The organism is Methylomonas subterranea (assembly GCF_024505185.1).
Lineage (GTDB): Bacteria > Pseudomonadota > Gammaproteobacteria > Methylococcales > Methylomonadaceae > Methylomonas > Methylomonas subterranea.
In genome coordinates this window covers 122270-147710 of sequence record NZ_JANIBJ010000005.1, presented here as the reverse complement: position 1 = coordinate 147710, position 25441 = coordinate 122270, and the positions used below count along the sequence as shown (strand labels likewise).

25 protein-coding genes are annotated in these 25441 nt (G+C 58.0%); 6 read left to right on the top strand and 19 right to left on the bottom strand.

Translation table 11 applies throughout. The features are described from left to right. From NP590_RS04370 to serA, 13 genes are all read right to left on the bottom strand, one after another. The coding region (locus NP590_RS04370) for a YbgF trimerization domain-containing protein (RefSeq protein WP_305888601.1) at positions 1–374 on the bottom strand (374 nt) is incomplete at its 3' end. After that, positions 371–949, bottom strand: coding sequence for a peptidoglycan-associated lipoprotein Pal (gene pal / locus NP590_RS04365; protein WP_256601018.1), 579 nt, complete (start codon positions 947–949; stop codon positions 371–373). The genes pal and NP590_RS04370, both read right to left, overlap by 4 nt. 45 nt (positions 950–994) lie before the next feature. Further along, positions 995–2278 (bottom strand): Tol-Pal system beta propeller repeat protein TolB, encoded by a 1284-nt coding sequence (gene tolB, locus NP590_RS04360; protein ID WP_256601017.1) that lies wholly within the window; start codon positions 2276–2278, stop codon positions 995–997. A gap of 19 nt (positions 2279–2297) precedes the next feature. After that, on the bottom strand, positions 2298–3851 hold the full coding sequence (tolA, locus tag NP590_RS04355) for a cell envelope integrity protein TolA (RefSeq protein ID WP_256601016.1): 1554 nt from the start codon (positions 3849–3851) through the stop codon (positions 2298–2300). 52 nt (positions 3852–3903) lie between these two features. Further along, positions 3904–4311: a protein TolR gene (gene tolR / locus NP590_RS04350; RefSeq protein ID WP_371927237.1), complete on the bottom strand. Its 408-nt coding sequence runs from the start codon at positions 4309–4311 to the stop codon at positions 3904–3906. Between the two features lie 44 nt (positions 4312–4355). Then, on the bottom strand, positions 4356–5033 hold the full coding sequence (gene tolQ / locus NP590_RS04345) for a protein TolQ (protein WP_256601014.1): 678 nt from the start codon (positions 5031–5033) through the stop codon (positions 4356–4358). Continuing rightward, complete coding sequence (gene ybgC / locus NP590_RS04340) at positions 5034–5429, bottom strand: tol-pal system-associated acyl-CoA thioesterase (RefSeq protein WP_256601013.1); 396 nt, start codon at positions 5427–5429, stop codon at positions 5034–5036. Continuing rightward, on the bottom strand, positions 5426–6484 hold the full coding sequence (gene ruvB / locus NP590_RS04335) for a Holliday junction branch migration DNA helicase RuvB (RefSeq protein WP_305888600.1): 1059 nt from the start codon (positions 6482–6484) through the stop codon (positions 5426–5428). Before ruvB ends, ybgC begins: the two co-directional genes overlap by 4 nt. After that, on the bottom strand, positions 6481–7083 hold the full coding sequence (gene ruvA / locus NP590_RS04330; protein WP_256601012.1) for a Holliday junction branch migration protein RuvA: 603 nt from the start codon (positions 7081–7083) through the stop codon (positions 6481–6483). Before ruvA ends, ruvB begins: the two co-directional genes overlap by 4 nt. Beyond that, a complete protein-coding gene (ruvC, locus tag NP590_RS04325) occupies positions 7080–7577 on the bottom strand; it encodes a crossover junction endodeoxyribonuclease RuvC (RefSeq protein ID WP_256601011.1) in 498 nt (165 codons plus the stop codon). Before ruvC ends, ruvA begins: the two co-directional genes overlap by 4 nt. Positions 7578–7610: 33 nt before the next feature. Then, positions 7611–8366 carry a YebC/PmpR family DNA-binding transcriptional regulator gene (locus NP590_RS04320; RefSeq protein ID WP_256601010.1) on the bottom strand — a complete coding sequence of 252 codons (756 nt, stop codon included), beginning with the start codon at positions 8364–8366 and terminating at the stop codon, positions 7611–7613. A gap of 68 nt (positions 8367–8434) precedes the next feature. Next, a complete protein-coding gene (locus tag NP590_RS04315; protein ID WP_256601009.1) occupies positions 8435–9076 on the bottom strand; it encodes an HAD-IB family phosphatase in 642 nt (213 codons plus the stop codon). After that, on the bottom strand, positions 9073–10656 hold the full coding sequence (gene serA / locus NP590_RS04310) for a phosphoglycerate dehydrogenase (protein WP_256601008.1): 1584 nt from the start codon (positions 10654–10656) through the stop codon (positions 9073–9075). Before serA ends, NP590_RS04315 begins: the two co-directional genes overlap by 4 nt. A gap of 99 nt (positions 10657–10755) precedes the next feature. Between serA and NP590_RS04305 the strand changes: the two genes are divergently transcribed. The 6 genes from NP590_RS04305 (at position 10756) to NP590_RS04280 (ending at position 18147) form a co-directional block, all read left to right on the top strand. Beyond that, positions 10756–11247 carry a TlpA disulfide reductase family protein gene (locus tag NP590_RS04305; protein ID WP_256601007.1) on the top strand — a complete coding sequence of 164 codons (492 nt, stop codon included), beginning with the start codon at positions 10756–10758 and terminating at the stop codon, positions 11245–11247. A gap of 186 nt (positions 11248–11433) precedes the next feature. Beyond that, on the top strand, positions 11434–12147 hold the full coding sequence (locus tag NP590_RS04300; protein ID WP_256601006.1) for a DUF5765 domain-containing protein: 714 nt from the start codon (positions 11434–11436) through the stop codon (positions 12145–12147). Between the two features lie 9 nt (positions 12148–12156). Beyond that, entirely contained in the window at positions 12157–12642 is a 486-nt protein-coding gene (locus NP590_RS04295) for a glutathione peroxidase (protein ID WP_256601005.1), read from the top strand. 266 nt (positions 12643–12908) lie between these two features. Beyond that, a complete protein-coding gene (locus NP590_RS04290) occupies positions 12909–13940 on the top strand; it encodes a hypothetical protein (RefSeq protein ID WP_256601004.1) in 1032 nt (343 codons plus the stop codon). Positions 13941–14193: 253 nt separating this feature from the next. Further along, on the top strand, positions 14194–17019 hold the full coding sequence (locus NP590_RS04285) for a tetratricopeptide repeat-containing protein (protein ID WP_256601003.1): 2826 nt from the start codon (positions 14194–14196) through the stop codon (positions 17017–17019). Between the two features lie 519 nt (positions 17020–17538). After that, entirely contained in the window at positions 17539–18147 is a 609-nt protein-coding gene (locus tag NP590_RS04280) for a chorismate--pyruvate lyase family protein (RefSeq protein WP_256601002.1), read from the top strand. Here the strand turns inward: NP590_RS04280 and NP590_RS04275 are convergent. From NP590_RS04275 to NP590_RS04250, 6 genes are all read right to left on the bottom strand, one after another. Next, positions 18131–18550 carry a hypothetical protein gene (locus tag NP590_RS04275; protein ID WP_256601001.1) on the bottom strand — a complete coding sequence of 140 codons (420 nt, stop codon included), beginning with the start codon at positions 18548–18550 and terminating at the stop codon, positions 18131–18133. The two genes, NP590_RS04280 and NP590_RS04275, sit on opposite strands and share 17 nt — an antisense overlap. A 219-nt stretch (positions 18551–18769) precedes the next feature. Next, on the bottom strand, positions 18770–19996 hold the full coding sequence (locus NP590_RS04270) for a type II secretion system F family protein (protein ID WP_256601000.1): 1227 nt from the start codon (positions 19994–19996) through the stop codon (positions 18770–18772). 1 nt (position 19997) lies between these two features. Continuing rightward, positions 19998–21647 carry a GspE/PulE family protein gene (locus tag NP590_RS04265; protein ID WP_256600999.1) on the bottom strand — a complete coding sequence of 550 codons (1650 nt, stop codon included), beginning with the start codon at positions 21645–21647 and terminating at the stop codon, positions 19998–20000. Positions 21648–21649: 2 nt separating this feature from the next. After that, complete coding sequence (locus NP590_RS04260) at positions 21650–22363, bottom strand: hypothetical protein (protein ID WP_256600998.1); 714 nt, start codon at positions 22361–22363, stop codon at positions 21650–21652. Beyond that, positions 22341–24158 carry a hypothetical protein gene (locus NP590_RS04255; protein ID WP_256600997.1) on the bottom strand — a complete coding sequence of 606 codons (1818 nt, stop codon included), beginning with the start codon at positions 24156–24158 and terminating at the stop codon, positions 22341–22343. Before NP590_RS04255 ends, NP590_RS04260 begins: the two co-directional genes overlap by 23 nt. Positions 24159–24317: 159 nt before the next feature. Then, positions 24318–25388 carry a type II secretion system protein gene (locus tag NP590_RS04250; RefSeq protein WP_256600996.1) on the bottom strand — a complete coding sequence of 357 codons (1071 nt, stop codon included), beginning with the start codon at positions 25386–25388 and terminating at the stop codon, positions 24318–24320. Positions 25389–25441 lie beyond the last annotated feature (53 nt).

Here is a 25441-nt window from a genome sequence, read left to right as displayed (position 1 = left end):
GGCTCGACCACGGCGGCCGGAGCCGGCGCGGCAGCCTGCCCGGGATCGGCCGCGGTTGCCGTCGTTGCGGCCGGCTGGGCCGGCGCGCTCAACAACTGTATCCTGTCGTCCAGATCCGAATACATGTTGCCTTGCTTACGCTCCAAATCGGCGATGGTTTGAGCCTGCTCTTCCACCATGCCTCTGAGTTGCTGCACTTCCAATTGCAACTGCTCCAGTCTTCCCAGCACTTCAAAAATGGCGCTATCGGCACCCGCCGCGGGTGCTCCATAGGCGACATTTCCCTGATAGCCGGAATTATTGACGGGCACGGCGCCCGCTTGAGTGACGACACCCAAACCGGCCCCCAGCATTAAAAGTGCGGCTTTTCTCATTGATAGCCTACTTCAACCCGACGGTTCATTGACCAAGCCGACTCGCCGCTACCGGAAACGGCCGGTTTTTCTTCGCCATAGCTGACCACTTCCAATTGGCTGCCGCTAACGCCTTGCGAACGCATCATTCTTTCCACGGACTTGGCGCGTTGTTCGCCCAAGGCGATGTTGTATTCGCTGGAGCCCCGTTCATCGGCATGACCGGATAAAATCACATGCTGATTGGGATGGGAGGCCAAATATTGCGCATGCGCGGCCACGATAGGCACGTATTCCTGCTTGACCTGACTGCTGTCCAGTTCGAAGTATATGACTTGTTTCGACAGCGGGTTATTCGGATCGCTGAACTCGGGACCCAGATTCGCGCCCGAACCGGAGCCGTAACCCGCACCGGAATTATAGCCATTGCCCGAACCGAACTGGCTTCCGGACATCGAGCCATCACTGTAACCGCTGGTCGAGGCATCGGTACCTTGTCCTTCCGTCAAACTTTCGTCCTGCTCATCGGTGGAACTGCAACCGGTCGCCAGCACAGCCGTCATCGCCAAAACCAGATAGGCTTTCTTAAATTTCATACATTCTCTCCAAAAATTTAAAGTCAAACAAAAAATCATCAATCATCAAGGCGCCCAGGCGGGTTCGCGCACGCCGCCGCTTTGAAAGTCCAGCTTTTGTTGCATGGCGCCATCGGTGGAAACCACCGACAAAACCGATCTGCCGCCCTTATTCGCCGCAAACAATATCATGCTGCCGTTGGGCGCAAAGCTGGGCGATTCATCCAAATTGCCTTCGCTCAACACGTTGACGGTACGGGACGCCATATCCATTACCGCAATCCGGTATCTGCCGCCGTTGCCGTTAACCATGGCCAAGCTTCTGCCATCGGCCGAAAAACGTCCCCTGGCATTGTAATCGCCCTGAAAAGTCAGGCGCGTCGCCCTGCCGCCGCTACTGGGGATGGCATACAACTGCGGTTTGCCACCCTGATCCGAGGTGAACACGATGGTGCTGCCGTCCGGCGACCAAGTCGGTTCGGTATCGATGGACAGGCCGGAAGTCAGGCGGGTCAGACTCCGGTTTGCCAAATTCAACACATAGACATCCGGGCTACCGTCCTTGGACAAGGTAATGGCCAAGCGGCTGCCATCCGGCGAAAATGCCGGCGCTCCGTTAATGCCCGGATAAGACGACACGCTCTGCCGTTGGCCGGTAGCTAGCGTCTGCACGAAAATCTCGGAACGCTTGGTATGAAAGGACACGTAGGCGATTTTCGAGCCGTCGGGCGACCAGGCCGGCGCCATGATGGGTTCCGGCGACTCGGCAATGGTCCGGGGATTGTAACCGTCCGCATCGGCCACCTGCAGCATGTATTGTCTGCCATTGCCCCTGGCGGCACTGGTGACATAGGCGATGCGGGTGTTGAAGGCACCCTTGCGGCCGGTCAGTTTTTCGTAGATCAAATCGCTGATATGGTGTGCCGCGCGGCGCAATTCGTTGCCGCCCACCGTCAGCTTGTAGCCCATCAGCAATTGGCCGTTATGCACGTTGAATAAATGAAACTGGATATTGAAGCTGCCGCCGTTACCCAAGACTTGGCCGATGACCACATAATCCTGCCCCAAAGCCTGCCAATCCCTAAAATTCACTTTCTCGGGTTCGCTCGGCTTGGTCAACATATCGTCTTCGGCCAAGGCCTTGAAAAAACCGCTACCGCCCAGGTCCGAGCTGATTACATCGGACAGCTTGACATTGCCGATGGAGCCTTGCTGGCCGAAAGGCACGATGGCTATGGGCACTGCGGTTTGCGAGCCCTTGGTGATTTCAATCGTCAAGCCTTCCGCTTGAGCCACCGATAGCACGGCGGCAAACAAACCGCAGCAGATAATTCTGGTTAATAAACTCATGTTTGGGAATCCGTGTTGATTATTCCGGTTTAAATACAAAAGAAAAAACTCTAAATTGCTTGTCGAACAGTACCCTGTCTTGCGGCACCGGTAAAGGCGATGCTTTTCTGACCGCATTTTCCGCCGAACGGTCGAAGACCGGATCTCCGCTGCTGCTGACCACCACCGCGTCCATCACTTCTCCACTGGAAAGCAATTTTACCTGAATTGTACATTTCAAACCCTGCGTCGCATCCATCGGCCGCTGCCAAGCCGCGTCAACCTTACGTTTTATGGCAAGTTGCGCCTCGAGACTGGCTTGTTTATCAGCTTCAGCTTTTGCCGAAGCCGCCGCCGCGGCCTGCCTTTCCTGTTCCGCCCGGGCAGCGGCGGCCGCGGCTTCGGCGGCTTGCCTTTCCTGTTCGGCCTTGGCCTTGGCGGCTGCTTCGGCGGCCAAGCGTTCTTTTTCGGCTTTTGCCCTGGCATCGGCTTCCGCCTTGGCTTTAGCCTCCGCATCCGCCTTGGCCTTGGCTTCCGCCGCGGCTTGACGCTCTTTTTCAGCCTTTTCGGCGGCCAATCTGGCTTGCCGCTCCTTTTCGGCTTTTTCCGCCGCCAACTGTTTTTCCCTATCGGCTTTGGCCTTGGCTTCGGCGGCTTGTTTTTCCTGCTCTGCCTTGGCCTTGGCCGCGGCGGCCTGCCTGTCTTTTTCGGCTCTTTCCGTGGCCAGTTGCTTTTCCCTTTCCGCCTTGGCGCTGGCTTCGGCAGCCTGTTTTGCCTGTGCCGCCTTGGCGGCGGCCTCCTGCTTGTCTTTTTCGGCTTTCAGCTTGGCGGCGGCCTCGGCCCGCTCCGTCTCCAATTTCTCCGCGGCTTCCCTTTTGATTTTTTCGGCTCGTTGCGCCGCCAACAGCTTTTCTTTTTCCGCTTGCAGCTTGGCCTCGGTTTCAGCTTGCTTTTGGGCTTTTTCAGCTTCTGCCTTGGCTTTTTGCACAGCCGCCAGTTTTTCCTGTTCTGCCTTCGCCTTGGTTTCGGCTATCCGCTTTTCTTCGGCGGCCTTTTGTTCCCGCAACTTTTGTTGTTCCAGGGCTTTTTGTTCCTGCTGTTTTTTCTCTTGAATCAATCTAGCCGCTTCGAGCTGTTTTTGCTGCTCGGCCGCCTGCCGGGCTTTCTGTTCTTCCTGCAAGCGCTTTTCCCTGGCCGCTTCCTGTTGCTTAAGCTGCTGCTCCTGTTTACGTTGTTCTTCCTTACGATTCGCTTCCTGCTGCTCACGCTTTTTTTGCTCTTCCAAGGCTTGCTGTTTTTGCTTTTCGGCCAATTCCAGCGCTTTTTTCTCATCCAGCAATTTTTGTTTTCTTGCCTGCTCCCTTAATTGCTGCTCGACTTTTTGAGCTTGCTCCAGTTGTTCCTGGTGTTCCTGGTGGCGTTTTTCCGCCTGCTTTTGCTCGGTTTCGGCCCGTTGCAGCCTGTCCGCCTCGGCCATAATTTCGGAACCATCCAGAATGGTTGCCTCTATGATTTCGGGCGCGGCTCCAGCCTTGGCCAGCTCGGGATCGGAGGAAAAACTCAAGCCAAACAACAACAAAATAACAATATGCAATGCCAATGCGAGGGCAATTGAAGTACCAAATTTCCGCATGTCTGTATTGATATCAATTCTCTGGCGGTGGCGCGGTCATCAGCCCCACCTTGGGAGCGCCGGTTTTTTTCAACTCGACCATCACTTTAACGATGCTGCCGTAATCCACTTCGTGATCACCCCTGACATACAATTGCGCCTTCGGATTATTTCTGAACACCGTGGCTACCCGATTCTTCACGACCTCGACATCGACCGGCGTATCGGCGTCTTCGTCGCCGTTACCGATGTCCACGTAATAACTGCCGTCTTTCTTGATCGAGACAATCACCGGCGTCTGATCCTGTAAATCCACCGATTCGGCCTCCGCCTCTGGCAAATCGACATCCACACCGGTTTGCACCAGCGGCGCGGTAATCATGAATATCATCAGCAGGACGAAGGTGACGTCGATATAGGGAACGACGTTGATTTCAGCCATCGGCCCGCGTTTTTTCCGCGATCTGCGGTTAGACCCGCCTACATTCATTTGCTGTGCGCCTGTCTTTGCAAAAGAACCACGAATTCGTCGATGAACAATTCATAGCGGCCGGCCAGTCTGTCCAGCCGGGTGGAAAAGCGGTTGTAGGCGATCACCGCCGGAATGGCGGCAAACAAACCGATCGCCGTGGCAATCAAGGCTTCCGAGATTCCCGGCGCCACATTGGCCAACGTGGCGTTTTTGATTTCGCCCAAGGCCCGAAAGGAGTTCATGATGCCCCAGACGGTACCGAACAAGCCGATATAGGGACTGGTGGAACCCACGGTGGCCAAAAACGGCAAGGTTTCATCCAGACGCTCCAACTCCCGGGACAATTCGATGCGCATGGCGCGCTGGGCGCTCTCGACCTGTACCGCCGGTTCGACGTCGCCTTTTTGCCGCATGCGGGCGAATTCGCGATATCCGGCCAGGAAAATTTTTTCGATGCCTTCCGGATCAAAGCGGTCACTGGCCATTTTTTTGTACAATTCGGCCAAGCCGACGCCGGACCAGAATTCGTCCTCGAAATCTTCGGTAATCGATATCGCCTGACTGAGTTCCTTACGCTTGGTAAAGATAAATGTCCATGACGCTACCGAGGCCGAAAGCAGAATGAACATCACAAACTGAACGACAAAACTGGCCTCTTTGACCAGATGTAAAATGGATAAATCGGTATTCATCTAGGTTATTTGTTCCAAAATGGCAATAGGGATAGGTGTGGGTTTCATGCTTTGCGCGTCGAGACAGGCTATGCGGACTTTGCCGTTGCATAACACATCCTGCTGGCGGGTAATGGTTTGCTCAAAGATAAGGCTGGTTTTTTTAATTTCAATGATCTTGGCGCCGACCAGAATTTGTTCGTTAAAACGGGCGGGCTTCAAATAATCTATGCTGACCGAACGCACCACAAAAATCAGCTTGTCCAGGGCCATCAAGCGGTCTTGTTCGAAACCGCAGCTGCGCAGCATCTCCGTTCTGGCCCGTTCGAAAAACTTCAGGTAATTGGCATAAAACACCACGCCGCCCGCATCGGTGTCTTCATAATAAACCCTGACGGGCCAGCTGAAGTCTTTCATTCGTCTCTTAACGAATCATTAATGTCAAAAAGGTCATCGGTCCCGGGTTGTTGCTTGGGCGCTTGCAGACCGAAATGACTGTAAGCCTTGTGCGTCACTACCCGCCCGCGCGGGGTGCGCATTATAAAACCCTGCTGCAGCAAATAAGGCTCCAGCACATCTTCGACGGTGCCGCGTTCTTCGCTGATGGCCGCCGCCAAGGTATCCAAACCGACCGGACCGCCCTGAAAATGCTCTATCATGGCCATCAGCAGCTTGCGGTCCAGCATATCGAAACCGTGCCGGTCGATTTTCAGCATTTCCAGGGCCTGCCGGGCAATTTCCCGGTTAATTGCGCCGTTACCCTTCACTTCGGCGAAATCGCGCACCCGCCGCAACAGGCGGTTGGCAATCCGCGGAGTACCCCTGGAGCGGCAGGCGATTTCATCGCTGCCGCCGCTATCCATGGCTATGCCCAGCATGGCCGCCGAACGGGTAACGATGCTGGCCAATTCCTGGATGCTGTAAAACTCCAGTCGCTGCACGATGCCGAAGCGGTCGCGCAACGGCGAAGTCAGCAGACCGGCCCGGGTAGTGGCTCCAACCAGGGTAAAAGGCGGCAAATCCAGCTTGATCGACCGGGCGGCGGGGCCTTCGCCTATTATAATATCAATCTGATAGTCTTCCATAGCCGGATATAGCACTTCCTCCACCGCCGGACTGAGCCTATGGATTTCGTCTATAAACAAGACGTCGTGGGCTTGCAGATTGGTCAGCAGCGCGGCCAGATCGCCGGCCTTGTCCAGCACCGGCCCCGAGGTCTGGCGGATGTTGACGTTCATCTCGGCGGCGACGATATTGGCCAGGGTGGTTTTACCCAAGCCCGGCGGACCGAAGATCAGTACGTGGTCCAGAGCCTCGGCGCGGGTCACGGCCGCCTGGATGAAGATTTCCATTTGCTGGCACAGTTCTTTTTGCCCGACGTAGTCCTTCAAGCGCTTGGGCCGAATCGCCCTATCCTGCCGCTCTTCGTCGTTACCGGCCTGCGCGGTGATCAAACGGTCGCTTTCTATCATTTAATGGTACCCCGCAAGGCCAGCCGAATAATATCCTCGCAGGATTTATCCTCCGCGGCGATGGCCCGCACCATTCTGGCGGCATCCTGCGGCTTGTACCCCAATGCGCACAGTGCGGTAACGGCTTCCTGACTGGGGGTATTCAGCACGGTTATCGGCGTTTGCGCCAGCCCGGCTTCCTGGCCGGCATCGCTCAAGGCCGGCAAACGTCCGCGCATTTCTATGATCAGGCGCTCGGCGGTTTTTTGCCCCACGCCCGGCAGCCGCACCAAGGCCTTGACATCGTTATCGTCCACGCAACGGTAAAACTCCGCCACGCTCTGGCCGGACAGAATGGTCAGCGCCAGCTTGGGGCCGACGCCGTTGACTTTGATCAGCACCCTGAACAACAGGCGCTCGGTTTCGCTGCCGAAGCCGAACAGGATATGCGCATCCTCGCGCACCACCAGATGGGTATACAGTTTGACTTCCTGGCCCAAGGCCGGCAGATCGTAGAAGGTCGTCATCGGCGCCTCCACTTCGTAACCCACGCCTTGCACGTCCAACACCAGTTGCGGCGGGGTTTTCTGGATCAATTTGCCGCGTAAAAAACCGATCACGATACCGCCTTTTCGATGCGCCGGGCCGTTTGTTGGTAATGATGGTGGCACAAACCGATCGCCAAGGCGTCGCTGGCATCTATCTGCATTTCACCCTGAATGCCCAGCAAAATTTTTACCATGTGCTGAACCTGATGTTTTTCGGCATTGCCCTTGCCGACCAAGGCTTGCTTGACTTGGCGGGCCGCATATTCGAACACCGGCAAATCGCGGTTCAGACTCGCGCAAATAGCCGCGCCGCGCGCCTGTCCCAATTTGAGCGCCGAGTCGGCGTTTTTATGCATGAAGACTTGCTCGATGGCCATTTGCCCAGGCTGGTAAAGCGCGATGATTTGAGTGACGCCATCGAAAATCTGCTTGAGCCGGAGCGGAAATTCTTCCGCCTGTGTCCTGATGCAGCCGCTGGCAACGTAGCGAACCCCGCGCGGGGTGATCTCCACCACGCCGTAACCGGTAACGCGCGAACCGGGATCTATCCCAAGAATTCTGCTCAATGTAGTGCCGACGGCTTTTCGGTAACTGTGGTATCAACCATTATCCATGGCATTCATGATGTCGTCGCTGATATCGGCATTGGAATAGACGTCCTGCACGTCGTCCAAATCTTCCAGCCGGTCTATCAACTTCAGCATTTTTTCCGCCGCTTCGGCGTCCAATTCGGTTTTGGTGTCGGCATGCATGGTGATTTCGGCGTTTTCCGGTTCGAAACCCGCCGCCGCCAGAGCCTCTTTCACATTCATGTATTCTTCGGGGGTGGTGAACACATCGACGGACCCGTCATCGTTAACCACAATATCCTCGGCGCCGGCTTCCAGCGCCGCTTCCATCACGGAGTCTTCGTCAACCTGATTGTTAAAAGCCAGGATGCCCACCTTGCGAAACAAATAGGCCACCGAACCGTCGGTGCCCAGGTTGCCGCCATGCTTGGAAAAAGCATGCCGCACATCCGCCACGGTACGGTTACGGTTATCGGTCAGGCAATTCACCATCACGGCGGTTCCGCCCGGACCGTAGCCTTCGTAACGCACCTCTTCATAATTGACGCCATCCAGGGCGCCGATGGCTTTTTTGATGGTGTTGTCGATGGTATCGCGCTTCATATTGGCGCCCAAGGCCTTGTCGATCGCGGTACGCAGGCTGGGGTTGTTGGTGGGATCGCCGCCGCCGGAGCCTTTGGCCGCCACGGTGATTTCCCGTATCAATTTGGTAAAAATCTTGCCGCGCTTGGCGTCCTGCGCGCCTTTACGATGCTTGATATTCGCCCATTTACTATGCCCTGCCATCTTCTCTCTCTAAAACTTTTTACAAATTTGTGAATTCTATCACTGTCGCACCCGCTTATCGAGCCCGCCTACAGTACATGCGGCAATATTGCCGCCAGGGAACTATCCAACAGATAAATATCGGCCTGTTCCCGCACCAGCGACCGCTCGACCACGCCGCCGAAACCTATCATATACGCGCCGGCCAATTTGGCTTCCAAATCGGTTTTGCCGTCGCCCACCATCGCCAGGGACGAATGATGCATGCGCAATCGCCGACAAATCCGCGCCTTGCCGCCACTGACCGCCAAGGGTGAATGCCGGGCAAAATCCCGGTATTGGCCCTGCTCGTCGAATATCACATCCACCGCATGCACGTGCTGTTCGGGAATACCAAGCAAATCCGCCAGCGGCAGAATCGACTGGCGCAAGCCGCCGCTGATGATGTGGATCAGCTTGCCGTTCTCCCGCAAGGTCTCGACGGTTTCCGCCGCGCCTTCCACCATTTCGGCGATATACAAATCCGCCAGCCAGTCTATCGCCGCCCGGTCGGGTTTGATCAATTCCAGGCGATTGCCATAGACGGATTCCAAAGACAGCTCGCCATTCATTGCCGCATCGGTCAACGCCGCCACTTGCTCGAACAGACCCCGCCGCCTGGCCAGTTCGTCTATACCTTCAATCCGGCTCAGGGTGCTGTCGCAATCGAAGCAGATGACATCGAAACTCATAACACGATCTGCCGGGCCGAGTGAACCGCCGGTACATCGCAAACCGCTTTCAGCACCTGTTCGTTCAAGGGATCGGAGACGCTGATCACCATCATGGCCAATTGGTGCTCGTCCGCCACGCTGACCTGCATGCGGGTGATATTGATATTCGACATACCCAATATTGAACTGATGGCCGCGATCACGCCGGGCTTGTCGTCGTGACGAGTCACCAGCAAGGCGCCTTCCGGCACCACCTCGATTTCGAAATGATTGATGCTGACCAGGCGCGGATGATGGTCGCCCAACAAGGTACCGGCCAGCGACACGCTTTTATCCACGCAGTACCCGGTGATGCCGATCAGCGACTGATAACCCTCGGCCGCTTCGGTTTGCGACTCGACCAGGGTGATACCCTGCCGCTTGGCGATATTCTCCACGTTGACCCGGTTGACCGGCGTATCGAACTGCCCCGCCAGCAAACCCACCATGGCTTCGGCGGAAATTGGCCTGATCTTGCCCAGCGCGGCCTTACCGTAGACCGCCACTTCCAGTTTTTGCATGGGCTGATCGAGCAAACCCAGCAAGACCTTACCCAGAATACGGGCCAGATTCATGAACGGTTGGGCCTGCTTCAATTCTTCCGCCGACAGGCGGGGCAAATTCAAGGCGTTGACGGCTTCGCCGGTTTGCAGATATTTCACTACCTGACGGGCAATTTCCACGCTGACCGCCACCTGCGCCTCCTTGGTCGATGCGCCCAAATGCGGCGTGAACACCACATTGTCCAAGCTCAACAAGGGCGAATCCCTGGGCGGTTCCTGTTCGTAGACATCCAACGCCGCGCCGGCAATCCGGCCTTCCTTCAAGGCATCGTACAGCGCCGCCTCGTCCACCAAGCCGCCGCGGGCGCAGTTGATCAGGCGGGCGGATTTTTTCATCATGGCCAGTTGCTCGCGACCGATCACATTGCGGGTTTTTTCCAATAGCGGACAATGCAGGGTCAAATAATCGGCCTGTTTGACCAGGGTCTCCAGATCGACCATTTCCGCGCCGCATTGTTCGAAGATTTCCGGTGCCACGAAGGGGTCGCAGGCAATCACCCGCATGCCTAAACCGTTGCCGCGTTGCGCCACGATGCGGCCTATGGTGCCGAAGCCTAAAATCGCCAGGGTTTTATGGCTGATTTCGGCGCCGACCAGCCTGGACCGCTCCCACTTGCCGTCGCGCACCGACTGATTGGCAATCGGCAGATTGCGGCTCAAGGAAAACATGTGGGCGATGGCCAATTCGGCGGTGGTGGTAGCGTTGGCATCCGGAGTATTCATGACGATGATGCCCTGCTCGTTGGCGACGGCCAGGTCGACATTGTCGACGCCGATACCGGCCCTGCCGACCACCTTCAATTTTTTCGCCGCCTTCAATACCCGGGCCGTGACCTGGGTATCGCTGCGGATCAACAAGGCGTCGTAGGCGGGGATGATTTCGCACAATTCGGCTTCGCTCAAGCCGGTCTGAATATGGATTTGAATGCCGTCCTGCTCATTCAAAAAATTAATGCCGTCATCCGCCAGTTTGTCGGCGATCAGTATCTTTTTCATCGTCACGATTCGGGAATATTGGATAAGATGTTCATTTTAACAGTATTACGGATAGCACCGTAATCGGCTTCACGGCATTTCCGCCATTTTGCAAAACCCATGAAACTCAAACGAAACATAGTCATCCTTGGCCTGACCGCCCTGCTGGCGGCGAGCGTCTGGTTTTGGCAAACCCAAACCGTGCGCGCGGCGCCGCCGGTAAGTTTTAAAACCATCAAGGGCCAGAACATCACACCGGCCGATTTGCGGGGCAAACCGGTCCTGGTGACCTTCTGGGCCACCGATTGCCCCGGCTGTATCGAGGAAATCCCGCATTTGATCGAATTGCACGGGCAATATAGCGCGCAAGGGCTGAACATCATCGCGGTCGCCATGAGTTACGACCCGCCCAATCACGTTGTGGCCATGGCGGAATCCAAACAGCTACCCTACGCGGTCGCGCTGGATCCCGGCGGCGCGCTGGCGCAACAGTTCGGCAACGTGCAATTGACCCCCACCACGTTTCTAATCGACAGGGAGGGCCGCATCGTGTTGCAAAAGGTCGGAGTATTTGAATTGCGGGACATGCAACAACGCCTGAATCGCTTGTAGCGGCCCGGAAATACCCTACGTTCCGGCACGTTTTGCGCGAAATCCGCCGATAGTTTGTTAGAATCTCCCGACCCATAAGCCGTTGACGCAAACTTTACCGCGGCTTTTGGCAATTTCATTCAACCCGGCCGCGCGCTTCCCATGCGGGATTTATTTTAGTGCCGCCATCAGCCATGCGGATAAGCCATGTGTTTTAGTGCAAATATGTCCTTGGGACTCGGTATCATCGGCCTAGCTGCCTCCAGCGTGACATTTCTGGACAAGGACGAAGCATTTTGGGTGCGCGCCGCGCGCGCCTATGCCATTTTTCATTTTTCATTGATGGAGCTGATTCAATATTTCGCCTACCCGGTGGCCGACCAGTGCGGCTACGGCAGCAATCTGTTCCTCAGCCAGCTCTCGACCTACCATATCGCCCTGCAGGCCTTTGCCATCATGCCGGCACTCGCCACCTATTCCAGCGATAAAACAGCCCTGAAAAAAGCCACCCTTACCGGCATCGGCCTGAGTTCGTTTTTTCTGCTTTGCACCTTTCTGCCCAAGGAATGGCAATTGTTCGGCCTGCAACCCAATTTCATAGGCAACATGGTAGCCTGTTTATATATGGGCATTTACCATATCGGCTACGCCATCCCCGCCGCCTTCGGCACTTTGGTGACCCACGGCTCGCTGTTTGCGTTGGCCCTGAGCGGTTTCGTTTGGAAGGATAACCGCAGAATCGCCTCCTATCACGGCTTCATGGCCTTAATGACCCTGTTCATGCCGCAGTGGCTGTTGGGGGTGTCGACCGGCGAAGCGGCGGCAATTTATTGCTTTTACTCCATCCCGATTACCGCCAGCTTCATGCCGTATTTCAAGCACTTTTTCCGCGCCCCCATCGACCACGCGCAAACCGCGTAAAGCCCGGCCATGGACAGCATCCACGCCTTTCACGCCAATACCATCGACGGCGAAAACATTTCCCTGGAAGCCTTCAAGGGCCAATTGTTGCTGATCGTCAATACCGCCAGCCGTTGCGGCTTTACTCCGCAATACCAGGGATTGGAAAGCCTGTATCGGGAATTCAAGGCGCAAGGCTTCACGGTATTGGGGTTTCCCTGCAACCAATTCGGCGCACAGGAACCCGGCGACAGCCGGGAAATTGCGGCCTTTTGCACAAGCCATTATGGCGTGAGCTTTCCGCTATTCGAAAAAACGCATGTCAACGGCGATCACACCCACCCCCTGTTTCAATATTTGAAAAGCGCCGCGCCCGGTCTGCTGGGCACCCAAGCCATCAAATGGAATTTCACCAAATTCTTGGTCGGCCGCGACGGCAAGGTCATCAAACGCTACCCGCCGTCGGCTAGTCCGGCCATGCTGCGCCAAGACATACAAAAGCATTTAGCGCTGTAATCGCACACCGTAAACCCTCCCTACCCTGTTGCAACCGGCAACGCCTCAACACCCTTGCGGGCTATCGAGCCACTGTTCGGCAAAAATTGACTATTATCATGGTCAGGATAATCTGTTAAGCGGTTAACAGAAATTCAATCTCCGCGCTCAATTATTCACAAGGAGCCGGCCGCAATGCTGGCATCGGCATGGACGCGCGATCCGGCCGGACACCCGAAACTTATGCCAGTAACCGAGGGCTTGCCCCCCTTTTTTAGGAGACTTCCATGTTGAAAACCCTCGATATTCTACTGGGCATGAGCGTCATCATGCTGATTGCCAGCATGGCCGTCACGGTGTTGACGCAGTTCGTTTCCGGACTGGTTAACCTGCGCGGTAAAAATCTGGCCCGCGGCTTGAGCGATTTGCTGCAACAAATAGACCCCAATCTGCAGCGCCGGATAGCCGAAGAAATTGCCCGCTCCGTGCTGACCCACCCCATGATCAGCAGCGTCGGCCAGCGCCTGGGCGATACCCTGCACAGGGAAGAGTTCGTCAAACTGCTGATGGATTTCGCCGCCGACGAAGTACCGCAAAATCACGCGCACCCCTTGTCGGACGAAGCAAAGCAACTCTTGCTGTGCTTGCTGGCGCAAAACGGCATCGATAACCCCAAGGAAACGGCGGACAGGGTGCGCGGCCACGCCTTGCGGCTGGAATTGAGCAACCCGGAACTGGCCGACAACGTCCGCCATGGCATCGCCCTGCTGACGCAAGCCAACAGCCGCTTGCTGGGTAAAATCAACGGCTGGTTCGATCAAACCATAGACAGGGTATCCGGCCGTTTTACAGCCAGCAGCCGGGCCGTCAGCTTGGCCTGTTCGATTATCGTGGTGGCCGCGATACAACTGGACAGCCTGGACATCATCAACCGCTTATCGATGGACGACCAATTGCGCGCCGCGCTGATCAGCAAGGCGTTTGCAATGGAACAAACCCCAGCGGCCTCCGGCCAACAGCCGGCGCTTAACATCGATGTCGTCAAAACCGAACTCAATACCCTGCAGAAACTGGGCGTTATCGACGTCATCAACAGCAGCGAGGACTGGTGCCGACACTGGCAACGGGTCAGCCCCATGGGCATCGTCCTGTCGGTATTTCTGCTCAGCCTCGGCGCGCCGTTTTGGTACAGCGCCCTGCAAAACCTGTTGAAACTGCGCGGCACCCTGGCCGGCAAGGATGATGCTCAACGCCGGGAACGCCAAACCCGACAAGCGCCGGAAACGACGGCCGGCAATGCCCGGACCGGCGCCGGCTAACCGACCGGATCTACTGACACCTATCGGCGGCTAATAATGAAAATGCATATTCATTCAACGCAAATCCGTACGATGCCGTTGACGAACTTAACGGGGTTTTCGGAAACAGGCCCGCCCGCTCCGCTATCGCGATGTTCGCGGCTGCCTGAACAAGCTGTCGCGTTCTAGCGCTTGGCCGGCGCGCCGGCATTATGGCCGTTGAAATGACGGCATCACCCGATTCAAAATTTTCTCAACGTAGCGGAGGGCCGCCATGGCCAAGCAAAATTATAAAAAATTGATCGCTCAAGCCCGGGAACTGATGGAGCAAGCTCCGCCAAGCGGCAGCTTGGCCGAGGCGGTGGTTGACAAGTGTTCCCTGTTGTCAAGGCAACTTTACCTGCAAGGCGACATCCGCCTGTCGCGGCAGCTGTTGGACAAGGCCAGGGAATTGCTCAAACAACACAGCGGCAAGTGTTTAACGGAATCTCTGCTGGATGAGGCCGACACGCTGGCGCTGAGCAAACGACTGCACGGCGCGGGTGAACATGCCTTGGCACGCGAGTTGCTGAAGAAGCTGCGGAATCAAGGCTGCAGCGAAGCCATGGCGGTAAAAGTCGCTCAGCAACTGGCCTTGAATACTTACAAAGATGACGGGCTATCCCCCGATCAACGCCACGCCGAAGCATTGCGAATACTGGAAGGCATAGGCCTGCGCGATCCGGATTGCAAGGATCCGGAAACACTGGGTCAGGCCGGCGCAATTTATAAGCGCAAATTCGATCGCTCCGGCCGCCTGGAGGATTTGCAGGCAGCCTATTACTTTTACCAACGCGGCTGGGAAGCAAACCCCAAGCAGGACATGGGTTACTGCGGCGTCAATGCCGCCTTTATGCTGGATAAGCTGGCCCACAGAGCCAGCACCAATGCGGCCAGGGAACAGCTGGCCGATACCGAAAGCCAAGCCTTGCGCGCGCGGGCCGACGCGCTGCGCCGGACGCTGTTGGCCGAATTGCCCAATTACGCCGTCGAGCGGGACTCGTCCATCCTGCACCAATGGTGGTTTTTAGTCACGCTGGCGGAAGCCGCATTCGGCTTGGGCTTGTGGGATGAGGCCGGCCAGTGGCTGGAACAGGCCAAAAGTGCCGAACACTACGAATCGGAACGCCAGACCGCCAGCCGGCAACTGGTGGCGATTGCCCGCATGCGGGGCTTTGTGCCGCCAGCCAGCGCCGAAACCCAGGCGGATTGGGCACCACCCTGGCGGGCTTTAAGCCGCTTATTGGGCGCCGATACGCCGGCCGCGCTCGAATGTTTTCGCGGCAAGGTCGGCTTGGCGCTATCCGGCGGCGGCTTTCGCGCCTCGCTGTATCATCTCGGGGTATTGGCGCGTTTGGCGGAAGTGGATGCCTTGCGCAGCGTGGAGGTGCTGTCGACGGTATCCGGCGGCAGCATCGTCGGCGCCCATTATTATCTGGCCTTGCGCAAACTGTTGATGAGCAAAACCGACGCCGAGATCGGCCGAGAGGATTACATCGAATTGGTGCGCGGAGTGATGGCGCAATTTTTTGCCGGAGTATCGGAAAATTTGCGGGTGCGCGCGCTGGCCAGCCTGCCGGACAATTTTAAAATGCTGATTAAATCCGGTTACGGCCGCAGCAACCGCATGGGCGAATTATACGAAAGCCACTTCTACCAACCCGTGGCAGCGTATCCGGACTCTGACGGCGCGGTAGCCGAAATGCGGCCCATGCATGGCTTGCGCATACACCCGCTCAGCGCCGACCCGCTGGACGACAGCGAATTCCGCGACGAAACCTTTCATCCGCAACAGGCCAACTGGCGCCGCAAGGCAAAAGTGCCGACCTTGCTGTTAAACACCACATCCTTGAATTCCGGCCATAACTGGCACTTTACCGCCAGTTTCATGGGCGAACCGCCGGGCTTGACCGGCCAGGGCATAGATATGAACCAGCGCTACCGGCGCCTGTACTATCGGCAGGCTCCCACGCCGGAGCTAAAAAACTACCCGCTCGGCTATGCGGTGGCGGCTTCCGCCGGAGTACCGGCCCTATTCGACCCGCTGGAACTGCGCGATTTGTACCCCGACCATACCATCCGGCTGGTGGACGGCGGCGTGCACGACAACCAGGGCGTGGCCGGCTTGCTGGACGAAAGCTGCGACTTGATTTTATGCAGCGATGCCTCCGGACAGATGGACGACCAGACCTCGCCGAAAAAAAGCGCCTTGAGCGTGTTCTTTCGTTCCGACAGCATCCTGCAGGACAGAGTGCGGGAAACGCAGTATCAGAATTTACGGGCCAAGGCCGAAAACGATGCCTTGCAGGGTCTATTTTTCATCCATTTGAAACAGGGCTTGCATGCCGACCCGGTCGATTGGGAAGGCTGCGACAACAAGACCGACCCGCTCGCGCAGTCACCCCGCACGGACTATGGCGTCGACCGTAGCCAACAGAGAAAACTGGCGGAGATTCGTACCGATCTGGACAGCTTTTCCGAAGTGGAAGCCTATGCGCTGATGGCCAGCGGCTACCTGATGACCAAGCAGCAATTATGCGAACTGGATGTCCGGCATGGGCAAGCAGGCCTGAACGGCAATTGGGCCGATTTCGATATACACGCCGCCGGCTTGCCGGATTGGCCGTTCAGCCCCATCATTCCGGTGCTGGGTCTGAACCCGGCGGACGGCGACCGCAAGGCCGCGGACCTGGCAATACAACTGGACGCGGCCAAGCTGATGGTATTCAGATGGTGGAAGCTGATACCGGAATTGAAATTGGCCGCCATCGGCTGCGGGCTGTTTTTATTAAGCGTGCTGATGCTTTGGATAACGCAAAATTGGCACGATCAAGCCACCATTACCCTGGGTGTCGGCGCCACCACCAGCGCCATCCTGTTAGCCTTGCTCGGGATTCTGCTACCCTTGGCCAAATATTTGCAACCCCTGGATACCGTGCGCAAATGGCTGGGACTGGCGGTACTCGGCAGCGTGGGCTGGGCTCTGGCCAACCTGCATCTTAAATTTTTCGACCAATGGTTTAAAAAACGCGGCAAGTTGCAGCGTTTACTGGATTTGTAGAAAAGGGCGAGAGACGGCTTCCCGGCAATTGGATTATGCAGCGAGCCACGGCTAATCCCACCTCTTTGGAGGCTGTCGCAAAAGGTAGGCCGAACTGAATGCAATGAAGTCCATCATTCTGATTTTGTTGGGTTACTCTGCGCCATCCCAACCTACATTTCGACTTTTACCACAGCCTCCCTTGACCAAGAGGAGGGGAATTTTTGCCACCCCACATCTTCGTGACCTTCCTAAAAACGTCGCGGTGGTTTGAGATTACCGCGGCTTGTCGCTTTCCCGGCGGGATTCATGACAGGTCTTGGCTCTGTCGTCGCCGGTGTTTTTAAACAATGCAGCGCCTGTGAAGCGAAGGCTGGATAAGCCCCGCGCATCCGGCATGATTGCCCGATGCGCTACGTTTATCCAGCCAATGTTTGTTTTATGCTGTTTTGACTGAATAATTAACAATGACAAAACAATCGGTACAATAGGCGCAAATTATTTACCCACTTGCTGTCAGCTCACTTATTTTCCACACCATTGTCCACTATCAGTTATTTATTCAGCCGGCCGCCGCAATGGAAAACCCGCTTGCGCGGCGCGGCCGTGCAAGCGCCGCCCCCATTGCTGCCCTGGTTGAATGAAACCGGCTCCTTGACCAAACGCCTGCGCGGCGTTTACGGCAACACGCTGGCGGTAAAACTGCTGTTTCACCATTGGAAGCCGGCCTTTGCCGAGGAATGCCAGGCATTGCGGGTGCCGCACCACCGCTACCAGCTGATTCGGGAGGTGCTGCTGCATGTGGGGGATAAACCCTTGGTACTGGCCCGCACCGTACTGCCGGAACCCACCATACGCATCGCCCACCGCAATTTGTCCCATCTGGGTACCCGGCCCTTGGGGGAAGTGATTTTCGCCTACCCGGATTTAGAATTGCGGCAACGCTATTTCAGCGCGGCGGTGGTCCATTGCTGGTCGGCGGCGGTACAAAGCGGCTATCGGGTGGAACAAACTGTCTGGGGGCGGCGCACTTTGTACGCCATTCATCATCAACCGTTATTGGTCAGCGAATTCTTCCTGCCGGCGATGCTGGAAGCGTATGCGGCCGATGGCGCCCGAGCGGCGCAAGCACTTACCGCAACACCCTGATCGAGCCCAACATCCCGGTTTCGACCGTCACGCTCAGCCGGGTGATTTTATCGATACGGATGGCATTTTTCGGCTGTGCCGGATCGACGGTAAATTCATCGCCCTCCCGCACCATGAAGGTACCGAAGCCCTTGATTTCCAGCAGGGCGAGAAATTCGCCGTTTTGGCTCAACAGTCCGCGCAATTTCATTTCCGGTATCTTGCCGCCGGCCTGCGACGGGAAAAAGCCGTAATTGCCGGCATTGTTGCCGGCGCTGGCGCTGTCGTACATCAGCGTGCTGGGGCTGAACGGATCGCGCAGCGGCGACAGCGCCAACGCTTGCGGCAAGGCCGGCTCCGGCTCGGCGCGCGCCACGGCCAATGCCGATAGCCAAAGCAAGCCAATAATCGCGTACATGTTCATCAACACACTCTCTCGTTACATCGATTCGTTCCCACAGCCCTCCGTGGGAACCAGAAAAAGTAGGCCGGAATAAGCCTGTTCGCGCGTTGAGCGCGGAACAGGCGTTTCCGGCGGCCGCTTGCCGGAAACACCCGCCCTTGCTGTCGCCGGGCGGGATTATTCCGGCCTACGCCTCGTTCCCACTGTCCTCCGTGGGAACCGGAACACCGTGGGAACCCGTCATGCGCGTCCCGACACCAAGGAAAACAAGGCCTGAAAAAAGGCGTAATACACAAAGCCCACCATGCCGCCGATCACTAAAATCATGGCCGGCTCGATCAGCGTAGACAGGCGCTTGATGGCGATTTCCAGCAATTTTTCGAAATAAATCCCCAGTTCAAGCAAAACCGCGTCCAGGCTGCCGGTATTCTCGCCCACCGCCACCATTTGCGTCACCAACACGGGTATTCTGGGATGGCTGATGCTGGTGGCCACATCCCGGCCCTGCAAAATCGAATCGGACGCCTCCCGCAGCTTATCCGCGTAAACCCGGTTTCCCAGCAAATTACCGGTAATCTTCAAGGCGTCGTACACCGTCACGCCGCTACGCAGCAAAATCGACAAGGCCCAACTCATCTGCGCCATTGCCCCGGTGACCAGCAGACTACCGATCACCGGCAGCCTTAACAACGCATGGTCGATAAACAGGCGGCCACGCCGGGTCATATACACCATGGCCACCAGTGCCAGCGCCGCCGCGGCGCCGGCCAGAATCCACAAGCCGTTGACGCGCACGAAATCGGAAATATCGATCAGCATTTGCGTGGACGACGGCAGCGCCCGGCCCTTGCCTTGCAGGAATTTGGCGAATTTGGGGATGATTTTTACCACCATGAACACCCCCACACCGATGGCCGCCAGCACCACGATGGCGGGATAAATCATGGCGTTGACGGTTTGCGCCCGCAAGGCCGCCTTCTTATCCAGATGTACCGCCAGACGCTCCATGATCTCGTCCAGCTCGCCGGTGTTCTCGCCGGCCACCACCAAATTGATCGCCATGTCCGGAAACACTTGCGGATGCTTGCGCATCGCCGACGACAGCGACTGCCCGGCCTCGATATCCTTCAGCATCAGGCGCACGGTCAGATTCAGCCGGGCACTGGTCACTTGCGCCTGAGCCAATTCCAGCGCGTGCGCGACCGACAAGCCGGCCCGCAGCATGAAGGCCATCTGCCGGAAGAAAAAAATCAGCGCCTGCAAGCGCACCGAGCGCTGCGAAGCCAGCCAATCGGAAAAATTGGCTTGCCCCAGGAAACCGCCCCCGCCGCGTCCCGGCCGCAGTTCCAGCACCCGCAGCCCGCGCTGGCGCAATTGCGCCGCCGCGCCGCCGATGTCGTCGGCCTGAATCAGTCCGGAGGTTTCGTTGCCGCGCTCGTCCAGCGCGCTGTAGTTAAAATCCGCCATCTCAGTTCATACTCAACATGGCCCGGGTTTTATGCAACGCCACGTCGCGCACTTCGTCCAGCGTGGTCAAGCCCAACCGCACCTTGCGGCAGCCGTCTTCCCACATAAAGCTCAAACGCTCGCCCGCGCCGGCTTCCAGGGCCTCCTCGTCGGTGCCGCGCGCCACCAGCCGCGCCAAGCCTTCGTCGAACCACAGGGTTTCGAACAAACCCAGCCGGCCGCTAAAACCGCTGCCCTGGCAGCGCACGCAGCCGCCCGCTTGGTAAATTTCCAACTGCTCCACATCCGCGCCCAATTCCGCCAGTTCCGCTGCAGTGGCCGGTCGCGGCTTGCGGCAATGCGGGCACAGGCGCCGCACCAAGCGCTGGGCGATCACCGCCGCCACCGTGGAACCGATCAAAAACGGCTCGCAGCCGATGTCGATCAGCCGGGTCACCGCGCTGACCGCATTGTTGGTATGCAACGTGGAAAACACCAAATGCCCGGTCATTGCCGCCTTGACCGCCACGTCGGCGGTTTCGTGGTCGCGAATCTCGCCGACCATCAACACGTCGGGATCGTGGCGCAAAAACGAGCGCAAGGCATCGGCAAAGCTGATTTTCGGCCCGGTCTGCACTTGCGACACCCCGTCCATGGTGTACTCGATGGGATTTTCCACCGTCATGATATTGATGTCCGGACGGTTGATTTCCTGCAAGGCGGCAAACAAGGTGGTCGACTTGCCGCTGCCGGTCGGACCGGTCAGCAGCACCATGCCATAAGGCCGCTGGATCACTTTGCGAAAGCGCCGCAAATCCTCGTCCATCATGCCCAGGTCGCTCAAGGTCAGACCAAAGGCTTCCTGGCCCAACAAACGCAAGGTGATGCGTTCGCCCAGCCGGGTCGGCGCCGTTGCCACCCGGATATTGAAGCCCTTTTCGATGGGCCGCGCCAGATGGTAGGAAAAACCGCCGTCCTGCGGCATGCGCTGCTCGGCGATGTCCAGCCCCGCCAACACCTTGACCCGCGAAATCAAGGCCGCCGCCACGGCCGGGCCGCTGGCCAGCGGATAATCGCGCAACTTGCCGTCCACCCGCAAACGCACCCGCAAGCCGTGGCTTTCGGTCAGCAAATGAATATCCGAGGCCCTTTGAAAATAGGCCTCGCGAATGATGTTATCCAGCACCTGCACCAGATCGGCATCGCTTTCCGCCGACAAGGCGGGCGCATCCGCCGCGGTTTTGGCGGCCAGCGCCTGGGCCGCTTTCATCTGCAATACCGCCAGATCGGCCATCGCCAGCGGCAAGGCCTGCCCCAACAAGCGCTGCACCGAATCGATACCAGCCCGGTCGCCGGGATCGCCGGTAACCAGCCAGATGCGCTCGCCTTCGCGCAGCGGCAGCAACAGCTTGCGCTGCACCAGACTGGGCGGGATTTTTTTCAGTAAGGTCTGCTCGACGGCCAGCGGCTGGGCGTCGAGATACGGCATGCCGAAACGTTCGGCCACCGCCCGGTACAACGCCGCCAGCGGAAACCGGTAGTGGGCCTGCACCATCCCCAACAGCGGCAGGCGCTGGCGGCGGGCTTCCAGGCGCAAGCGTTCCAGCACCGGCGGTTCGATCAAACCGCAACGCAGGCCGGCGTCCAGCAATTGTTCGTCGTTGATCGCCATGGCTACAGCGCCAATACCAGTTCCGCCAGCAAGGCCTGCGGATAGCCGGGCATGGACAGCACCGGCATTTTTTCAATGCTGATGCGTAAAACCGCCACGTGAAACGGCAGCGCATCCAGATCGTGAATGAAGCGGTTCAAGGCCATGTACGAACCTTCCACTTCCAGGCGCCGCAACGGCCGCGCATAGGCCGAACCCGCCGACATGCGCGCGATCCAGCCCTCGCCAAGCGACGGCATCGTCGGTTCGGCGGGCGCGGGCGCGGCGGCGACCTGGGCCGCCTGCTTCTTGCGGGCTTTCTTGCCGGCCGGGAGCGGGTTTGCCGAAGCGGCGGCGGCCGGTAGCGCCTTGTAGTCTTCGTTGACCCGCACATGCACCTGCGCATTGCGCGCCACCCGGGAGATATCCACGATCAACAGTTGCGAATCGAGCGGCGCCAGCCGCCGCTCGGCGGAATCGGACTGGCTCTTCAAGGCCGCCATCAATTCTTCCTGCTCCCGGAGCTGTTGCTCCAGCCGGGCCAAATCCTCCTCCGGTTCGTCCGGAATTACCGTGGTGCGGACACGCTGCTCGGTGGCGTCGGCGGCCTGGCGCAATTCGCCGATGGCGCGGTTGGCCGGCATGAAGCGCAACCAGACATAAGCGCCGACGAAAATGACGCACACGGATAGTGCAATCAGAAATTGTTCGCGGTTACTCAAATGAGGTAGTTTCATGGCGCTCGGTGTCGGATTGTCGAATGATTTTACCGTCCGGCCCGGCCAGTTTGACCAGGCGCAGGGAGATGCTGAAGCCGTTGGCGTTCATCGGCCCCTTGTCGAAGGCCACCTTGGGGTCGCGCAGCTGCAAATCCCAGCCGCGCGCGGTATTGTTCACCCGTTGCACAAAGGTTTGCGCGGCGGTTTCGCTCATGGCCCAAGCCTCCAGCACAATATTTTCCACTTCGAAAGCGTTATCGTCCGGCCTGGCCGGCGGCGGGGGGAGCGGAGTGGCGGACGCCGGTTTCGGAATATGTTTGCCCGGTTCGTCCAGGCGCTGGATGATCACTTCGTCGTCGACCACGGTTTGCAACATGCCCAGTACGCCTTTCACCAGTCCCATGCGCTCCGGAATTTCTTCGTCGTAAAAGCGCGTCAATGCCTCGACCCGCTGCCGTTCGCCGCGCAAAGCCTTGATTTTTTGCTTGCGTTCGTCGATGGCGGCGATTTGGGCGTTGATGCGTTTGACCGCGGTATCGATGCTTTGCCAGCCGGCGTCGATTTGCGCCTTATCGCGCTGCACGCTGCCAAGCCGCAACCACAAGCTCAGCTCCGAAATGCCGGCCGCCAGCAACAATACCATTAACAAGGCGGCGGCTCGCACCTCCAGCCGGTCGCGCAGCGGCGGCAGCGGCCCGCCTACTCGCACGCCGCCAACCCGCGGCGCGGCGCTCAGACCCAAGGTTTGCAGCGCCGCGCCGGCCATGCCGGGCGACACGATGGCGCCCGATAACGGATGCTTGAACCCGTGCACTTCCAACTCCAGCATCTGCCCCAGCGTTTCGGCCAAGTCCGGCATCGGCGGCCAGCAAGCCAGCCACACCGGCTCGCGCGGCGGCGCGTGCAGGGCATGGTAGCTTTCCAGGCAAATATCCAGCGCTGCCTTATGCGGATTGAGGTAATGCCTGACCAAGGTCGCGTGACCGTCGGCCAAGCGACTGCTAAAGCCGACTCCTGGCTGGCTCTCCAGAATCACCGCATTGCGTTCGCCATCCGCCAGCAAAGCCGCCGCGCAACCGGTCAACGGATACATGGCGCGCAATTTCACGCCGTGGCGGGCAAAAGCCGCCGCCCAGCGCTGCAGCAAGCTTTGGTGCACGCAACTGATCAACCAGTTGAAGGTACCGGGAATATCCTCCACCGGTCCCTGTGCCAACCAGCCGCATTCGATGGCCTCGTCGTCCGACTTCAGCCATTCCTGTCCGGTCAAACAGGCATTCAACTGGCTACGCTTGATGTATCCCAGCTCTACCGCCAGATCGCCGAAGCGACGTAGCGAAAATTGCTCAGCCATCGCCAGTTTGCCGTTGGCATTGAGCTTGCCCTGCTGCATGTCCATTACGCTTCGCGCCTGATCTTCGCTCATGTAACCTTGCCCAACCAGCAAATGTCCCACCGACCAGCGAGTGATGTGCTGCAACAGCAAAGGCTCCGCCTCCCAGCGCACCAGTTCCAACATCTGCGGCAGCGGCCTGGGCTTTTTCGGATTGACCGGTAGTTCCAGCAGGGTGGAAAGCACGGCGGGCGACAATAAAACCGCCGAACCGCCGCCCTGCCAGCCCTCGGCTTTCAGGCTGGCTATCACATCGGCCAGGCCCTCGGCCATGTCCACCTGCTCGGTACTGGCCTGGCACAGCAATTCCATCTCGTCATCCACCCGCCGCAACACCGCCGCGCGCAAGGAAAAGCCGTCGGTTTCGCAGACCAGCAGCTCGGAAGGTTTGGCAAAAGGTAACAGGCGTTTGAATTTCATGAGTGTTTTCTATTTCTCGGTAGGCCGGAATAAGCCCGCCCGGCGACAGCAAGGACAGGCTTATTCCGGCCTACTCCGCTATGCACATAACGGCGAGCGGAAAGCGGAGCATTCCGGGCTCTTGACAACCGAAGGGAACAAACTGTCAGCGGCATAGCGTCACGGTATGATCCAATCGAGATTCAGGTTCAGGGTTTGCCGGGGAACCACGCTAAAAGCGCGTATATTGCCGGTATCCGGCGCGCCGTTGCCGGCATCGCAATCCTTGTCGAACACTACAAAATCAGCCGGATCGGCCGGCGGCGCCTCGTAACAAACCACCGCGTAGGAACGCATGCCTTGGGGAATTTTCGGCGTCGAATCGAGCGTGAAGTATTGGCTGTTATTGTGTTGGGCCAACACGGAATCGGCCGCCAAGGCCAAATAATCATTGCTGCCGTCGTCGGCGTCTATAAAGCTCGTCAAATCCGACAAATAAATTCTCAGCACCAGATTCTGCGCCGCAACGGGTAAATTTCCCGCGCTCCGGTTTTTAAAAGTTACGGCGGCCGTCAAGGGCAGTTGCACCCGCCAGTCGTCGCCGACAACCAATGGATTGGGCCTGTTGGCCGGGGCCGGATCGGCGACATTCCCCGGCGGATAGGGTTGAGTGCCATCCAGGCCCGCGCTCTGTATCCGCAGAAGCGCCGCGTCGGCGGCTACAGCCGTAAGGTCTTCGTCCGCTTCGTACAATTGCCAGACCCAACCGGAATTCAAGGCGTCGACGGCAACAGTCGCGCCCTGATTGCCGTAGCCGTCCCGAAAGCGCGCGGCGCCGCTTCGTTCCGGCAGTACCTGCAAATAAGGGCCGCGCCAACCGGATGCATAACCGGTCGTGGCGTCGATATGCCATTCGGCGATAACGACGGTATCGTCGCACGGGGATTCGAAAGTTCTCGGGCTGGTGGACGGGTTTATCTCGTCACCCAATTCCAACAACTCGGCCAAGCACAACGGCAAGCGCCCCATATCGGCCGCAAAGCCGCTGATCTCCGGCGCGCCGTTTACCGTGCGGGTCGGGTCGCCGACGATGGCCTTGCGGATCAGTTCCATGCGGCGCTTGGTTTCGTCGTACTTGCCTTGCTCTTCCACGCCGTCGCTCAGCATCAACCCGGTGGAGGCCACCAACGCCATCAGAAAAATCACCAGCAGCATTTCCAGCAGGGTGAAGCCTCGGGCCGATTTACGCAAAAGCCCCCTCTCCCTCTGGGAGAGGGCTGGGGCGAGGGTGATAAAAACGTTCT

Coding starts and splice junctions, on each gene's coding strand:
- NP590_RS04275 (WP_256601001.1), bottom strand. CDS start 18,550: ATGAACATGTACGCGATTATTGGCTTGCTTTGGCTATCGGCATTGGCC.
- NP590_RS04290 (WP_256601004.1), top strand. CDS start 12,909: ATGTTGAAAACCCTCGATATTCTACTGGGCATGAGCGTCATCATGCTG.
- NP590_RS04265 (WP_256600999.1), bottom strand. CDS start 21,647: ATGGCGATCAACGACGAACAATTGCTGGACGCCGGCCTGCGTTGCGGT.
- NP590_RS04305 (WP_256601007.1), top strand. CDS start 10,756: ATGAAACTCAAACGAAACATAGTCATCCTTGGCCTGACCGCCCTGCTG.
- NP590_RS04270 (WP_256601000.1), bottom strand. CDS start 19,996: ATGGCGGATTTTAACTACAGCGCGCTGGACGAGCGCGGCAACGAAACC.
- NP590_RS04315 (WP_256601009.1), bottom strand. CDS start 9,076: ATGAGTTTCGATGTCATCTGCTTCGATTGCGACAGCACCCTGAGCCGG.
- tolR (WP_371927237.1), bottom strand. CDS start 4,311: ATGGCTGAAATCAACGTCGTTCCCTATATCGACGTCACCTTCGTCCTG.
- NP590_RS04260 (WP_256600998.1), bottom strand. CDS start 22,363: ATGAAACTACCTCATTTGAGTAACCGCGAACAATTTCTGATTGCACTA.
- NP590_RS04300 (WP_256601006.1), top strand. CDS start 11,434: ATGTGTTTTAGTGCAAATATGTCCTTGGGACTCGGTATCATCGGCCTA.
- ybgC (WP_256601013.1), bottom strand. CDS start 5,429: ATGAAAGACTTCAGCTGGCCCGTCAGGGTTTATTATGAAGACACCGAT.
- tolQ (WP_256601014.1), bottom strand. CDS start 5,033: ATGAATACCGATTTATCCATTTTACATCTGGTCAAAGAGGCCAGTTTT.
- NP590_RS04320 (WP_256601010.1), bottom strand. CDS start 8,366: ATGGCAGGGCATAGTAAATGGGCGAATATCAAGCATCGTAAAGGCGCG.
- NP590_RS04295 (WP_256601005.1), top strand. CDS start 12,157: ATGGACAGCATCCACGCCTTTCACGCCAATACCATCGACGGCGAAAAC.
- NP590_RS04255 (WP_256600997.1), bottom strand. CDS start 24,158: ATGAAATTCAAACGCCTGTTACCTTTTGCCAAACCTTCCGAGCTGCTG.
- NP590_RS04285 (WP_256601003.1), top strand. CDS start 14,194: ATGGCCAAGCAAAATTATAAAAAATTGATCGCTCAAGCCCGGGAACTG.
- serA (WP_256601008.1), bottom strand. CDS start 10,656: ATGAAAAAGATACTGATCGCCGACAAACTGGCGGATGACGGCATTAAT.
- tolB (WP_256601017.1), bottom strand. CDS start 2,278: ATGAGTTTATTAACCAGAATTATCTGCTGCGGTTTGTTTGCCGCCGTG.
- ruvB (WP_305888600.1), bottom strand. CDS start 6,484: ATGATAGAAAGCGACCGTTTGATCACCGCGCAGGCCGGTAACGACGAA.
- pal (WP_256601018.1), bottom strand. CDS start 949: ATGAAATTTAAGAAAGCCTATCTGGTTTTGGCGATGACGGCTGTGCTG.